This is a genomic window from Nocardioides sp. cx-173, assembly GCF_021117365.1.
GTDB lineage: Bacteria > Actinomycetota > Actinomycetes > Propionibacteriales > Nocardioidaceae > Nocardioides.
Genome location: NZ_CP088262.1, coordinates 3880573 through 3894820, shown reverse-complemented (window position 1 = coordinate 3894820; position 14248 = coordinate 3880573). Strand labels below are relative to the sequence as shown.

13 protein-coding genes are annotated in these 14248 nt (G+C 72.6%); 12 read left to right on the top strand and 1 reads right to left on the bottom strand.

Features of this window, described 5'->3' with window-relative positions; translation table 11 throughout:
• Nucleotides 1-52: 52 nt before the first annotated feature.
• The 10 genes from LQ940_RS19020 to LQ940_RS18975 all read left to right on the top strand — a co-directional run bounded on the left by LQ940_RS19020 (nt 53) and on the right by LQ940_RS18975 (nt 10814).
• Complete coding sequence (locus tag LQ940_RS19020) at nt 53-1000, top strand: D-2-hydroxyacid dehydrogenase family protein (RefSeq protein WP_231241569.1); 948 nt, start codon at nt 53-55, stop codon at nt 998-1000.
• 177 nt (nt 1001-1177) lie between these two features.
• Nucleotides 1178-2233: a BMP family lipoprotein gene (locus LQ940_RS19015; RefSeq protein ID WP_231241568.1), complete on the top strand. Its 1056-nt coding sequence runs from the start codon at nt 1178-1180 to the stop codon at nt 2231-2233.
• A gap of 10 nt (nt 2234-2243) precedes the next feature.
• Nucleotides 2244-3776: an ABC transporter ATP-binding protein gene (locus LQ940_RS19010; RefSeq protein WP_231241567.1), complete on the top strand. Its 1533-nt coding sequence runs from the start codon at nt 2244-2246 to the stop codon at nt 3774-3776.
• Nucleotides 3773-4912, top strand: a complete 1140-nt coding sequence (locus LQ940_RS19005) for an ABC transporter permease (RefSeq protein ID WP_231241566.1) — start codon at nt 3773-3775, stop codon at nt 4910-4912. The genes LQ940_RS19010 and LQ940_RS19005 overlap by 4 nt, the downstream gene beginning before the upstream one ends.
• Nucleotides 4909-6105, top strand: coding sequence for an ABC transporter permease (locus LQ940_RS19000; RefSeq protein ID WP_231241565.1), 1197 nt, complete (start codon nt 4909-4911; stop codon nt 6103-6105). Before LQ940_RS19005 ends, LQ940_RS19000 begins: the two co-directional genes overlap by 4 nt.
• A 49-nt stretch (nt 6106-6154) precedes the next feature.
• Nucleotides 6155-7138 (top strand): queuosine salvage family protein, encoded by a 984-nt coding sequence (locus tag LQ940_RS18995; protein ID WP_231241564.1) that lies wholly within the window; start codon nt 6155-6157, stop codon nt 7136-7138.
• Between the two features lie 11 nt (nt 7139-7149).
• Nucleotides 7150-8223, top strand: a complete 1074-nt coding sequence (locus LQ940_RS18990) for a nucleoside hydrolase (protein ID WP_231241563.1) — start codon at nt 7150-7152, stop codon at nt 8221-8223.
• Nucleotides 8220-8789, top strand: a complete 570-nt coding sequence (locus tag LQ940_RS18985) for a DUF1989 domain-containing protein (protein WP_231241562.1) — start codon at nt 8220-8222, stop codon at nt 8787-8789. The genes LQ940_RS18990 and LQ940_RS18985 overlap by 4 nt, the downstream gene beginning before the upstream one ends.
• Nucleotides 8786-9913, top strand: a complete 1128-nt coding sequence (locus LQ940_RS18980) for a class II histone deacetylase (RefSeq protein ID WP_231241561.1) — start codon at nt 8786-8788, stop codon at nt 9911-9913. The genes LQ940_RS18985 and LQ940_RS18980 overlap by 4 nt, the downstream gene beginning before the upstream one ends.
• Nucleotides 9906-10814 (top strand): PfkB family carbohydrate kinase, encoded by a 909-nt coding sequence (locus tag LQ940_RS18975; protein ID WP_231241560.1) that lies wholly within the window; start codon nt 9906-9908, stop codon nt 10812-10814. Before LQ940_RS18980 ends, LQ940_RS18975 begins: the two co-directional genes overlap by 8 nt.
• A gap of 1 nt (nt 10815) precedes the next feature.
• On the opposite strand, the gene LQ940_RS18970 is transcribed toward LQ940_RS18975, so the two are convergent.
• Complete coding sequence (locus tag LQ940_RS18970) at nt 10816-11850, bottom strand: AbrB family transcriptional regulator (protein WP_231241559.1); 1035 nt, start codon at nt 11848-11850, stop codon at nt 10816-10818.
• A 176-nt stretch (nt 11851-12026) separates the two neighbouring features.
• On the opposite strand from LQ940_RS18970, the gene LQ940_RS18965 reads away from it, so the two are divergent.
• Nucleotides 12027-12890: a carbon-nitrogen hydrolase family protein gene (locus LQ940_RS18965; protein WP_231241558.1), complete on the top strand. Its 864-nt coding sequence runs from the start codon at nt 12027-12029 to the stop codon at nt 12888-12890.
• The gene (locus tag LQ940_RS18960; RefSeq protein ID WP_231241557.1) at nt 12887-14248 is read left to right on the top strand and encodes an amidohydrolase family protein; all 1362 of its coding nucleotides are present in this window, start codon (nt 12887-12889) and stop codon (nt 14246-14248) included. Before LQ940_RS18965 ends, LQ940_RS18960 begins: the two co-directional genes overlap by 4 nt.

Genomic DNA, 14248 nt, shown 5'->3' with positions numbered 1-14248 from the left:
CAGGGTGGCGGGCCTTCGTCGTGGAGCGGCGGCGGGCTGCGAGGCTTGGCCCATGCGCTGCGTGATCCTCGACGACTACCAGGGCGTCGCCACGTCGTACGCCGACTGGTCGGTGCTCGGCGACGTGGAGGTCGCCCCGGTGAGCGAGCACCTCGAGGGTGAGGCTCTCCTCGACGTGCTGTCGGGTGCCGAGATCGTGATGGTGATGCGCGAGCGCACCCCGCTCACGCGCGAGCTGCTCGAGCGTCTGCCGGACCTGCGCCTGGTGGTCACCAGCGGCATGCGCAACGCCTCGATCGACCTGGCGGCGTGCGTCGAGCGCGGGGTCGTCGTCTGCGGTACGGCGAGCAGCCCGGCGCCGCCGGCCGAGCTCACCTGGGCGCTCATCCTGGGTCTGGCGCGCCACCTCGAGCGCGAGGCGGCGTCGTTGCGTGCGGGCGGGCCGTGGCAGCTCACCGTCGGTCGTGACCTGGCGGGCGCGACGCTCGGGGTCGTGGGGCTGGGCAAGATCGGCCGCCGGGTGGCGCAGGTGGGCCGGGCATTCGGCATGGACGTCGTCGCCTGGAGCCCGCACCTCACCGACGAGCGCGCCGCCGAGGCGGGCGCGAGCCGCGCCGAGAGCCTGTCCGCGCTGATGGCCGCCGCCGACGTGGTCACCCTGCACCTGGTGCTCTCGGAGTCCACGCGCGGGCTGGTCGGCGCCGCCGAGCTCGGGGCGCTGAGGCCGCACGCCCTGCTCGTCAACACCTCCCGGGCCGGCCTGGTCGACACCGGCGCGCTCCTGGAGGCGCTGCGGGCGGGCCGGCTCGCCGGCGCCGGGCTCGACGTCTTCGACGAGGAGCCGCTGCCCTCGGGCCACCCGCTGCGCTCGCTCCCGCAGGTGCTCGCCACCCCGCACCTCGGCTACGTCACCGAGGACAACTACCGCACGTTCTTCTCCCAGGGCGTCGAGGACATCGCCGCCTGGCGCGCGGGGGAGCCTGTCCGTCGACTCGGTTGAGCCGGGCCGCGCTGTCCCTGTGTGCCGGGTGTTGTCTCCGGCCCGTTAAACCTCGGTTTCCTCTTGCAGACTTGGGTTGTCCGCCCTCTCGCCGCCCCCAAGACTGGCCGCTGTCCACCCAGCAGCGGCTCACGATCCGGGAACGTGCGGCTGCCTCGACTCCTCAGGAGCAGCAGCATGAAGGCATTGATTCGGGCGGCGGTGCTGGTCGCTGCGGCGTCCTTGGCGCTAGGCGCCTGTAGCAGCGGCGGCGACGAGGACTCGGCGAGCGACGACACCAACGGCGGGGGCTCCGGAGCGGGCGGCACCGTGGCGGTGGCCTACGACCTCGGCGGTCGCGGGGACGGGGGCTTCAACGACCTTGCGTACGCCGGCGCGAAGGCCGCGGCCGACGCGCAGGGCGCCGAGGTCACCGAGTCGACCGCCAAGGAGACCGACACCGACGAGGACCGCGCGGCGCGGCTGGAGCTGCTCGCGCAGAGCGGCGCCGACCCGGTGGTGACCGTCGGCTACCTCTACGCCACCGCGCTCAACGAGGTCGCGCCCAAGTATCCCGACACCTGGTTCGCGATCGTCGACGACGCGACCGTCGAGCAGCCGAACGTCGCGGCTCTGACCTTCGCTGCCAACGAGGGCTCCTTCCTCGTCGGCGCCGTCGCCGCCCTGGAGTCGGAGAGCGGCAAGGTCGGCTTCATCGGCGGCGTCGACACGCCGCTGATCAACGAGTTCGAGGCCGGCTTCCTCGCCGGCGCCGAGGCGGCGAACCCGGAGGTCGACGTCAGCACGTCGTACCTGACTCAGCCGCCGGACTTCGCGGGCTTCAACGACCCGACGCGGGGCAAGGAGTCGGCCAACGGACAGTACGACTCGGGCGTCGACATCGTCTTCGCGGCCGCCGGTGGCTCGAACGCGGGCGTCTTCGACGCCGCGAACGGCGCCGGGGCCAAGGTGATCGGCGTCGACAGCGACCAGTACGACACCACCGAGGCGCCGCTGAACGAGGTCATCGTCAGCTCGATGCTCAAGCGCGTCGACGTCGGTGTCCAGACCTTCATCGAGTCCGTCGCCGACGGGTCGGTGGAGGCGGGGGAGCGTCGCTTCGACCTCTCGACGGAGGGGGTGGGGTACTCGACCTCGGGCGACCTGCTCTCCGAGGAGACCATCGCCGCGGTCGACGAGCTCGCCGCCCAGATCAGGTCCGGCGACATCACGGTCCCGACGACCGTTGAGTGACTCGCTACCGGTGAGCACCCCGTCGGGCTCCACGGCCTACGCCGTGGAGCTCGACGGGATCACCAAGACCTACCCCGGCGTCCGCGCGAACGACGACGTCCGCCTGCGGGTTGTCCCCGGCACGGTCCACGCCGTCGTCGGCGAGAACGGCGCCGGCAAGTCGACGCTCATGAAGATCATGTACGGCGCGGCCCGTCCCGACCGCGGGACGCTGCGGATCGGCGGCGAGCCGGTGAGCTTCTCCTCGCCGGCGGACGCCATCGCGGCCGGCATCGGCATGGTCTTCCAGCACTTCAAGCTGGCCGAGAACCTCTCGGTGCTCGACAACGTGATCCTCGGCCAGGAGCCGGTACGCCGCTCGCGCTTCGGGCGCATCGACCGCGACGCGGCCGCGCGACGGATCGTCGAGATCTCGGAGCGCTACGGCCTGGCGGTCGACCCGTATGCGATGGTGCGAGACCTCGGCGTCGGCCGGCGCCAGCGTGTCGAGCTCATCAAGGTGCTCTTCCGGGGGGCCCGGATCCTGATCCTGGACGAGCCCACCGCGCTGCTCACCGTGCAGGAGTCGGCCGACCTGCTGAGCCGGATCCGCGGGCTCTGCGAGGACGGCCTCACCGTGGTCTTCATCTCCCACCACCTCGACGAGGTCGTCGAGATCAGCGACGCGATCACCGTGATGAGGCGCGGCAAGGTCGTCGCCGACGTCCTGCGCGGCGAGACCGACGTGCACGAGCTCGCCGTGCTCATGGTCGGTGCGGAGCCGGCCGCGCTGCCGCTGCGAGACCGGGGCCGGGAGCGAGCGGTGCTGCTGCGCATGGCGGGCGTCACCGCCACCGCGCAGGGCGGGGGGCGCCTGGACCTCGACCTCGAGGTCGGTGCCGGCGAGATCGTCGGCGTCGCCGGGGTCGAGGGGAACGGACAGGACGAGCTGGTCGACGCGCTCCTCGGCGTGCTGCCGCTGACCGCCGGGACGGTGGTGCTCGACGGCCGCGACCTCGCCGATGAGTCGACCGCCCAGCGCCGGGTGGGCGGCCTGGGCTGCATCCCACAAGACCGGCAGCGCGAGGGGGTGCTGCTCGACCAGCCGCTGTGGCGCTCGCAGCTGCTCGGCCACCTCCACGACCGGCGCCTGGCGCGCGGCCCGTGGCTGCGCATCGGCGCCGTACGACGTGCCGCGGAGGCCGTGGTCGCCAGCTCCGACGTGCGGGTGCCGTCCGTCGACCTCCCGGCGTCCGCGCTCTCGGGCGGCAACCAGCAGAAGTTCATCGTCGGCCGCGAGCTCGATGCCCGGCCGGATCTGCTCGTCGCGGCCCAGCCGACGCGCGGGGTCGACGTGGGTGCGCAGCGGGCGATCTGGGCCCGGCTCATCGAGGCGGCCGAGCGCGGCACCGGCGTGCTCCTCATCAGCGCCGATCTCGAGGAGCTGTTGACGCTCTCGGACCGGATCGTCGTGATGGTGCGCGGCCGCGTGGTCGCCGTGCATGACGCCGAGTCCGCGACGGTGGCCCAGATCGGCCGCTCGATGACCCAGGCGGTGGCGTGAGCGGGCGGCTCGAGGGGCTGGTGAGGCGCGTCGTCTCGCCGCCGCGCCTGGCCTCGCTGGGCCTGCACCTGCTCGCGGTCGGCATCGCCCTGGCCTTCGCGGCCGCCGTGCTGACGGGCATCCTCGCGGCGTACGCGATCTCACCGGGAGTGATCCTCGACGTCGTCGGACGGTTCGCACTGACGCCCGAGGGCTGGGTGGCGATGGTCAACAAGGCGACGACGTACTACCTGGCCGGACTGGCGGCGGCCATCGGCTTTCGGATGTACCTCTTCAACATCGGCATCGACGGACAGTACCGGCTCGGTGTGTTCGCCGCCGCCGTTGTGGGGGCGGCGGTGAGCCTGCCGATGGTGCTCCAGATCCCGCTGCTGATCACCGTCTCGTGCCTCGTCGCGGGCGCGTACGCCGCGGTCGCGGCGTACCTGAAGGCAAGCCGGGGCGTGAGCGAGGTGATCAGCACGATCATGCTGAACGCCGTCGCGACGGGAATCGTCGCGTTTCTCGTCGCGCCCGAGCGGCTCGGAACGCGTGACGAGGGCAGCAACAACACCCAGACGCCGCTGATGTCTGAGTCGGGCTGGATGCCCTCGATCCCGGTGCCCGGCCTCGGCGAGATCTACGGGTTCACGGTGCTCGCCGTGCTCCTCGGGGTGGGGTTCTGGGTCCTGACCGAGCGGACCCGCTTCGGCTTCGAGCAGACCGCCGCCGGGCAGGCTCCACGAGCCGCGCTGCTCGGTGGCACCGACCCGCGTCGGATGATCGTGCTGACGATGGTCGTCTCCGGCCTCATCGCGGGGCTCGTCGGTCTGCCCGAGCTGCTCGGCTCCGCGACCCACCGCTACGGCATCGGCTTCCCCGCCGGACTCGCCTGGGTGGGGCTCTCGATCGCGATCGTCGGGCGGAACCACCCGGTCGGAGTGGCGCTTGCGGCGCTGCTGTGGACCTTCCTCGAGCGCTGCGCGCTGCCGCTCGACCTCATCGGCGTGCCCAAGGAGGTCGTCTCGGTCGTGCAGGCCACGGTCGTGCTCGCGGTCGTCACGTCCTACCAGCTGGTCCACGGGATCTCCACCCGCGCTGCCCGTCGCCGCGCCGCCTCGTACGCGCGCCCTGCCGCGGCTGAGGCAGTCTCGTGACCCGGTTCTCCTGGTGGTGGGTGCTCGTCGTCGTCGCGCTGGCGCTGCCGGTCGCGGCGTACCTCGCGGACGCCCCCGACCTCACCTCGGCCGGGCTGGCCGGCGCCACGCTGCGCTTCTCCGTGCCGATCCTGCTCGCCGGCCTCGGCGGCCTGTGGGCGGAGCGCTCCGGAACGCTCAACCTCGGGCTGGACGGGATGATGATCATCGGCGGCTGGACCGGTGCCTTCGTCGGACTCCAGTACGGCCCCTGGGCCGCGCTGGTCGGTGGGGTGGTCGGCGGGGTGCTGACCGGGCTCCTGCACGCGGTCATCACGCTCGCCTGGGGCGTCGATCAGGCGATCGCCGGCATCGTCATCAACATGGCCGCCCTCGGCGTCGTGCGCTTCCTGTCGTCGATCACCTTCGCCCAGCAGGACGGCGGCAGCATCAGCCAGAGCCCGACGCTCGAGCCGGTGCCCACCGTCACGCTCCCGGGCGCCTCGTGGCTGCTCGACCCGGTCGCGGACGCGGGCTTGCCGTTCCTCTCGGCGTGGGCGCGGATCCTGACCGGCCTGGTCACCGACGTCTCGGTCGCGACCATCATCGGCCTGCTCCTCGTCCCCGTGACGTGGTGGACCCTCGCCCACAGCCGCTTCGGCCTGCACGTGCGGGCGTGCGGAGAGAACCCGTCGGCGGCCGACTCCCTCGGTGTCTCGCCGTACCGCATCCGCTACCAGTCCCAGGCCATCTCCGGAGCCCTGGCCGGCCTCGGCGGCGCCTACCTCGTGGTCGCCGCCTCGTCGGTGTATCGCGAGGGCCAGGTGGCGGGCCGGGGGTTCATCGGCCTGGCGACGGTGCTCTTCGGCAACTGGACGCCGGGCGGAGTCCTCGGTGGCAGTCTGCTCTTCGGCTTCACCGACGCGCTCAGCACCAGGCAGGCCGCGTCGGTCTCGGCGCTGCTCCTCATCGGTGGTGTCGCCCTCGCCCTGCGTGCGCTGTCGCTGCTGCGCCAGGGGCGTGGCTCCGAGGCCTGGGGCAACCTGGTGGTCGGACTGGCCGTGCTGATCTGGTTCGTGTGGGGGCCGCCGGTTCCGCGGGAGCTCGTCGTGGTCGCGCCGTACCTGACGACCCTGCTCGTGCTCGTCGTCGCGCGTCAGGCCCTGAGACCGCCCGCCGCGGTCGGCATCGCCTACCGGCGCTCCGACGAATGACCCCTTCCCCCCTGACGATCCGAAGCATGAAACCCCACAAGGAGACGAGATGACCAGCAACGCCTGGAAGGCCAGCGTGCTCGCGAGCTGCGCGACGGCGAGCCCGCTTTGCCGCGACGTGACGATCGACGACGAGCAGGTCTCGGCGGTCGCCGACTGGATGTGCTTCGAGGTGTTCGCGCCCATCGGGGGTGCCCAGCCCGACCCGGAGCGGCCCTTCCTCACCGATCCGGACGACCAGATCGACTTCGCGCTCGTGACGACCGCGATCAACTTCGCCTACACCGACTTCGAGACCGGGGTGCCCTGGTCGGTGGAGCACGAGGGGCGCGAGCTCGTCGACGCCGACGGCATGTTCCTGCGCTTCGAGCAGGCGCTCGCGGCCGGCGTGCCGGTGCTCGAGGGCGCCTGGCTCGCGTCGGTGACCGAGGAACAGCTCGCCGAGGTGCTGCACGGGCCACGACCCATCCCGCTGCTCGCCGAGCGCGTGCGGGTGCTCAACGAGATCGGAGCCGTGCTGGTCGAGCGGTACGACGGGCGGTTCGCCACCTTCGTCGCCGACTGCCCCCCGCGGGCGTACGCCGACGGCGCGGGCCTGCTCGAGCGGCTGACCTCGGAGTTCGCCCAGTTCGACGACAGCTCGATCGTGCACGGCGTGCCGGTGCGCATCGACAAGCTGGCCCAGCTGGGCGTCTGGACCCTGCACCGGCTGGGGCTGGTGCTGTTGGAGGACCTCGACTCGCTGGCGGTCTTCGCCGACTACATCGTGCCGGCCGCGCTGCGGGCGTTGCGGGTGCTGCGCTACTCGCCCGCGCTCGCAGCGGCGGTCGACGGCGGTCAGATCGTGCCCTCCGGGTCGGACTGGGAGAACGAGATCCGGGTCCAGACGATCGTGGCGTGCGCGCGCATCACCGACGCCCTCAACGAGCGGCGCGCCGAGCCGGTCGTCAACGCCCAGGTCGACTACCGCTTCTGGTCGGCCTTCCACGACCTGATCCGCCCGCACCACCTGACCGTCACGACCCGGTACTGAGAGGACGACCCGTGCGACGACCCCGCCAGGCCGAACCCCCGCCGGTCTTCCGTCCGGGGGGCCGACAGCGCCTCATCCTCGACGTCGACACCGGCATCGACGACTCGCTGGCGCTGCTCTACGCCGCGGGCCACCCCGACGTCGACCTGGTCGCCGTCACGACCTGTGCCGGCAACGTCGGCGTCGACCAGGTCGTCCACAACACGCTCGGCGTCCTGGAGCTCGCCGGGGCCACCCACGTCGAGGTGGCCAGGGGCGCGGCCGGCCCCATCGCGCGGCGCCTGGAGATCACCCCGGAGACGCACGGGCCCACCGGCACCGGGTACGCCGTGCTCGAGCCGAGTGGCTCCGTCTCGGACCGGACGGCGATCGAGGTGTTGGTCGACGAGGCCCGTCGTACGCCGGGAGAGATCACGCTGGTCACGGCCGGACCCCTCACCAATCTGGCCGCGGCCGTCTTGGCCGAGCCCGACCTGCCGCTGCTGCTGCGTGACGTCTTCGTGATGGGCGGGACGTTCAGCCAGGCCGGCAACGTGCACCCGCGGGTGGAGTGGAACATCCACGTCGACCCCGAGGCGGCGCGCACGGTGCTGCACCAGTGGAGCGCGGCGGGCAAGCGCGGTGCGGTCCCGATCACGATGATGGGCCTCGACGTCACCGAGACCTCCGTGATCCGTGCCGAGGACCTGCTGGCGGTCGCCCACGCCACCGGACTCCCAGCGGCGGGAGGGACGGATGTCGAGGTGATGACCACGGCTCTCGGCTCGCCCGTGCTCGACTTCGTGCGGGACTCGCTGCGCTTCTACTTCGAGTTCCACGAGCTGCACGACGGCTTCTACGGTGCGCACGTGCACGACCCCTTCGTCGTCGGCGCCGCGGTCGACCCGAGCCTGATCGCGTCCCTGTCGACGGTGGTCGACGTGGAGCTGGGCGGGCAGTGGACCACCGGCGAGACCATCGCCGACTGGCGGGGCCACTTCGACAAGCCCGTCAACGCCTACGTTGCCACGGCGGGCGACGGCGCGGAGTTCATCCGGCGCCTGCGCTCGGTGCTGGCCGACCTCGTCCGGGTGGGCACCTCGTGACGGGCCGGACCGTCGAGGTGCCCCGCGGCCACGCGACCCGGTTCGACCTGGCGGTGGGGGACCGGCTCACCGTCACGACGCCGGACGCCCGCTCGGGCGGTGACCTGACCTTTCCTTGGTTCGACCGGGGGATCACCCGCAACGTGATCGGCTACGAGCGCTACGGCGCCCCACCGAAGCTGCCGTTCCACGTCCGGCCGGGCGAGACGCTCCACGACACCGAGGGCACCGCGGTGCTGCTGCTGGAGGAGAACACGTCCCTGGGCGAGATCGACATCATGCTGCCCGGGTGCCGTCGCGCGACGTACGCCGACGGGCGGGCCGGCTGTCGTGAGCTGGTTGCGGCCGCCCTCGGCATCCCGGTGCGTGAGGTGACCGGGATGGCGTCGTTCTGGGAGAACACCACGGCGACCGCGGACTACTACGACCCGTTCGGGCCGAAGAACGAGCGCCCTGGAGACTCCTTCTCGGTGCTGGCCCTGCGACCCGTCTCGGTGGCCGTCTCGTCGTGCCCCGACACCCGGATCCGGACGGTCCCCGGGGGCTGCCTGGTGGTGACGACGTGAAGGCGCGGCGGCGTACCGGCTGGGTCTTCGACGAGCGCTACCTCTGGCACGACACCGGCACCGGCGCCGGCCCTCTGCCCACGAGCCTGAGCCAGTGGATCGAGCCGATGGAGCACGTCGAGTCACCGCCGGCCAAGCGTCGTCTCGCCAATCTGGTCGCGGTCTCGGGGCTGCTCGACGAGCTCGTGCCCGTGCGGCCCGTGCCGGCCACGGAGGCGCAGGTGGAGGCGGTGCACGCCCCCGCGCTGCGTCGCCGGATCGAGGTCGAGGCGGCCGGCGGACGCGGCGACGCAGGCGACGGGTCGAGCCCGTTCGGAGCGGAGTCCTACCGCATCGCCCTGCTCGCCGCCGGCGGTGTCATCGCGGGCGTCGACGCTGTGCTCGACGGCGTCGTGGACAACGCCTACGCCCTGGTGCGACCGCCTGGCCACCACGCCTCGCGCGAGACCGGCTGGGGCTTCTGCCTCTTCAACAACCTCGCCATCGCCGCCGCGCACGCCAGGTCCCGCGGACTCGGGCGGGTCGCGATCGTCGACTGGGACGTCCACCACGGCAACGGCACCGAGTCCATCTTCGCCGCGGACCCGAGCGTGCTCACGATCTCGCTGCACCAGGACGGCGCCTACCCGCCCGGCTCGGGCCCCGTGTCGTACGTCGGCGAGGGCCCGGGCGCGGGCACCAACCTCAACGTGCCGCTTCCGCCGGGTTCCGGTGGTGGTGCCTACGAGCACGCCATGATGAACGTCGTGCGTCCCGCCCTCGCCCGGTTCCAGCCCGACCTCGTGCTCGTCGCCAGTGGCCTCGACGGCAACGGCGGCGACCCGATGGCGCGCCAGATGTTGAGCTCGGAGGGCTTCCGGATGCTCACCCGCCACGTGCGCGAGGCCGCTGAGGAGCTCTGCGGGGGCCGGCTCGTGCTGGCACACGAGGGTGGCTACAACCCGTGGGTCGTGCCGTTCTGTGGGCTGGCGGTCCTCGAGGAGCTCAGCGGGGCGCGCACGCCGGTGGAGGACCCCTACCTGGCCGCCATCGAGGGGTACGGCCAGCAGCTGCGGCCGCACCAGGAGGAGGCCGTCGGGCTCGCCGCCGCGAACGTCCTCGGCGTCCCGGGCCCCGATGCCTGAGCCCGGGGGCCGCGTGATCGTGGTGGGGTCGGCCGGCGTCGACCGCACCGCGCTGCTGGCGCAGCTACCGGCGCCGGGGGAGACGGTGCTGACCCCCCGGCTCCTCGTCGGCTTCGGGGGCAAGGGCAGCAACCAGGCGGTCAACGCGACCGCGATGGGCGCGCGGACCGCCATGGTCGTCAAGCTCGGTGAGGACGCCGACGGCGCCGCCGTGCTCGACGACCTCCGGGCCGCCGGAGTCGACACGAGCGAGGCGATCGCCGACGCGGCGTCGCCGACGCAGCAGGCCTTCATCTGGGTCTCCGCCGATGGCGAGAACAGCATCGTCGTCGCCAGCGGCGCCACCGGCGGCCTCACCCATGACGACGTGGCCGCGGCGCTCTCGCGCCTGGCTCCGGCAGCGGGGGACGTCGTGCTCACCTGCGCCGAGATCCCGCGCGCGGCGCTCGAGGCAGTGCCCGCCGGGATCGGCGACGGCGCCACCTGGGTCCACAACGCGGCGCCCGCCGGCCGGCTGCCGGCCTGGAGGGACCGGCCCCCGATCCTCGTCGTCAACGAGGTCGAGGCCGAGCAGCTGACCGGCCTGGCCGATGTCGAGGCCGCGGCCGGCGTCCTCGGCGCCTCGACCGTGGCGACGATCGTGACGGTCGGAGCCGGCGGTGCGCTGGTCGCCGACGGTCCCGCGATCCGGCGCGTGCCGGCCCCGACGGTGGAGGTCGTCGACACCACCGGGGCGGGCGATGCCTTCTGCGGCGCGCTGGCGGCCCTGTTGGTGCAGGGTCGGTCGCTCCCCGATGCGGTCGCGAGGGCGGTCGCCGCGGGGGCCGTCGCGGTCACCGCCCTGGGCGCGCGGGGCTCCCTGGCCACGCCCGAGTCCGTCGCGCGCCTGCTGGGGGAGTGACTCAGCCGCTCTCTCCCCGCCGGAGGAACGCCGCGACGAACGGCGCGCTGCCGAGCACGATGATCAGCCGGACGATCTGGGCCGCCGCCACGAAGGTGACGTCGCCGCCGGTCGCGGCGGACATGCCCAGGACGGCGTAGATGCCGCCCGGGTTCGTCGCTAGGTAGGCGTCGAGGGGGGAGACGTCGGTCGTCCAGACGAGCACCCAGCCCAGGGCGGCACAGGCCACCTGCGTGGTGACGATGGTCAACAGCGCGGTCGGCAGCATGCCTCCGATCCGGCGCAGGCTCTCGACGGTGAACTTCAGGCCGACCTGGATGCCGATGAGGGCGTAGCCGACGGAGGCGACGAGCCAGGGCACCCGGGCATCGTCGAAGACCGGCACGAGCGTGAGCAGCGCGGCCGCCACGAGCGGGCCGATGATCGCGGGGGTGGGGAAGCGCAGCAGGCGCCCGCCGACCAGGCCGGCGACGATCGCCACCAGGGCGAAGGCCAGGTCGGTGAGCAGTGCATGGGTCTCCACCTCGAGCGGGTTCGCATCGCTGCTCGCGCCGAAGACGGTGGTGGCCACCAGCGGCATCGTGACGAGCACGACGAGCAGGCGCAGGTACTGCAGAGACGCCACCACGCGCGAGTCGGCGCCGAGCTCGTCGGCGACGGCGGTGAGTCCGGCGGCGCCCCCGGCGATGGAGGAGAAGGTCGCGGTGACGCGCGAGACGCCGCGGCGCACCAGCAGCTGCCCAGCGAGCACCGAGACGATCAGCGAGAAGCACGAGACCACCAGGACGATCGCCCAGCTCGCGCCGAGCGAGCTCAGGCTGCCCCAGTCGACCGACGCCCCCACGAGCACACCGACGACCGCCTGGCCGACGGTGAACCACCGTCCCGGCAGCTGGAGCGGTCGGCGGGGACGTGACACGGCGTAGATGAGCCCGCCCAGAAGTCCACCGAAGAGGAGCGGGGTCGGGAGGTGGGCGACGGAGAGGATCGCGGAGGCGACGGACACCATCGCCAGCAGCAGCAGCCAGCGGAGCACGGGCCACACCGTAGACCCCGCAAGGGTGGTCGCGCGGGTGATGCGGGAGAGGTCACACAGGCGCTTCCTGTCCCCTTGTCCCCGTGCATGTAACACGGATGAGAAGAACGGGGCAGAGCCGTAAACACCCGATTACACGGGGGTTCTGGGCGTCCGGAGGTCCCTACGCTCGCCCCATGAGTCGCTCCTCCTACACCCTGGCCATGGCCCAGCCGCGTCGCATCCACGGCGAGGACGGGAGCCCGAACGTCGACCACGCCGTCGGCCTCGTGGCCGAGGCTTCGGCAGCCGGGGCGGACCTGGTCTGCTTCCCGGAGTTCAGCCCCGGCCCGATCGACCTCGACCTCCCTTCCTACGACGCCGGCCCGGCGCTCGCCGCCGCCGCGAAGGCCGGCGACATCAACGTCGTCTGGTCGCGCAACGAGGTCTGCGAGGACGGGCTCAACCGCCTCGTCGTGTACGTCGTCGGCCGTGACGGCTCGACGCTGCTGCGCTACGAGCGGACCCATCCCGCGACGATCCCCGCGGAGGAGACCGGGGGTGCCCTGACCTCGGCGGGCGAGGCCTTCGGCAACGTCGAGATCGATGGCGTGCCCTTCGGCCTCGTCGTCTGCTCGGAGATGTGGACCCCCGAGGTCGCCCGCATCGTGGCGCTGCGCGGTGCCGAGGTGATCCTGTCGCCGGCCGGAGGCGGCTTCACGAGCCTGACCCGCAACTGGCAGATCATCAACCAGGCGAGGGCGATCGAGAACCTCTGCTACGTCGGCCTCACCAACAACCTCTTCGGCGAGGAGCAGGGTGCCGCGATGATCACGGGCCCCGAGCACCCCCTCGCCTTTGCGGGCCGGCGCGAGCTCGTGCTCGCCACCCTCGACCTGGACCGGGTCCGCTGGCTGCGCGACCACGACGACTCGATGGCCGAGCCGAAGCGGTTCGACTCCGTCCCCGGTCTGCTGCGCGCCCGGCGCCCCGAGATGTACGGCGACCTCGTCGCCCCGCAGGCCGATGCCTACGACTATGCGACCGGGCGTGGTGCATGACCGTCCTGATCCGTGGCGGCTGGGTGCTCGCCCCCGAGGCGATCGCCGACGGCGCGGTCGTCGTCGAGGGCGCCCGGATCGTCGAGGTCGGCCCGTACACCGACCTCGTCGCGCGCTATCCCGACGCCGAGGTGCACGGGTCGGCGTACGACATCGTGTCCCCGGGCTTCGTCAACACCCACGGGCACTTCTCCGAGGGCCTGATCACCGGCATCGCCAGCGACTACACCCTGTGGGAGTGGATCTGCGCGCTGATCAACCCCGTCAGCCCGCACCTGGACCGCGGCTCGGCGTACCTCGGCACCCTGCTCTCCGGCATTCAGATGCTGCGCAGCGGTGTCACTACCGCCAACGACATGTTCGTCTGCCATCCGGCCGACGACGCGGCGCCGGTGACACCCGGCGTCGTCGACGCTCTCGAGGAGCTCGGCCTGCGCGGCGTGCTCTCCTTCGGCGCCGGTGACCGAGGCGGACGCTCGATCGGCCGGCAGGTCGAGGAGCACGACGCGCTCCGCGAGGCCGTCGCGAGCAGCAGCCTGCAGACCTTCCGGGTGGGCATCGGGGCGCTCGGTGGCCAGAGCGACGAGATGTTCGCGGCATCGGTCGAGTACGCCGTCGGCGGCGGTCACGGCGTGCACATCCACATGCAGGAGATCCGCGAGGAGGTCACGGCGACCTTCGAGCGCACCGGCCGGACGGTGGTCGGGCACTGCGCCCACGAGGGCCTCTTCGCGGCGCCGACGCTCGCCGCGCACTGTGTCTGGGTCGACCGGGCCGACCGCGCGCTGATGGCCGAGCACCGGGTGGGCGTCGCCCACAACCCCGTCGCCAACATGATCCTCGCCAGCGGCGTCGCGCCCGTCACCGAGATGCGCCAGCTCGGCATCGACGTCGGCATCGGTGTCGACGGGGCGGCCTCCAACGACTCCCAGGACTTCCTCCAGGCGATGAAGTCGGCCGCACTCCTGGCCCGGGTGCACCACCAGCAGGCGACGGCGATGAGCGCGCGCGAGGCCTGGGAGATGGCGACCATCGGCGGCGCCCGTGCCCTGCGGATGGAGGCGACGATCGGCACGCTCGAGGCCGGCAAGCAGGCCGACATCGTCGTCCTCGACGGCACCGGCCCGACCCTCGCCAACGTCCATGACCCCTATCAGGCCGTGGTGTTCGTCGCCGGCAGCCGGGAGGTCAAGGAGGTCTGGGTCGGCGGGCGAGCGAGCCTGCTCGACTTCGAGGTCACCGCCGTGGACCCGGCCGAGGTCGCGGCGCGGTCGCGGCCTGTCGCCGCCGACCTGGTGCGTCGCGCCGGTCTCGCCCACCTCTCGGTGCTCGCAGGCTCCGGGTCGGCCGGGAGCTGA

What these genes read in the sequence shown, in the direction of transcription:
- LQ940_RS19020 (WP_231241569.1), top strand. Translation starts at nt 53, where the DNA reads ATGCGCTGCGTGATCCTCGACGACTACCAGGGCGTCGCCACGTCGTAC.
- LQ940_RS19015 (WP_231241568.1), top strand. Translation starts at nt 1,178, where the DNA reads ATGAAGGCATTGATTCGGGCGGCGGTGCTGGTCGCTGCGGCGTCCTTG.
- LQ940_RS18995 (WP_231241564.1), top strand. Translation starts at nt 6,155, where the DNA reads ATGACCAGCAACGCCTGGAAGGCCAGCGTGCTCGCGAGCTGCGCGACG.
- LQ940_RS18975 (WP_231241560.1), top strand. Translation starts at nt 9,906, where the DNA reads ATGCCTGAGCCCGGGGGCCGCGTGATCGTGGTGGGGTCGGCCGGCGTC.
- LQ940_RS18965 (WP_231241558.1), top strand. Translation starts at nt 12,027, where the DNA reads ATGAGTCGCTCCTCCTACACCCTGGCCATGGCCCAGCCGCGTCGCATC.
- LQ940_RS18960 (WP_231241557.1), top strand. Translation starts at nt 12,887, where the DNA reads ATGACCGTCCTGATCCGTGGCGGCTGGGTGCTCGCCCCCGAGGCGATC.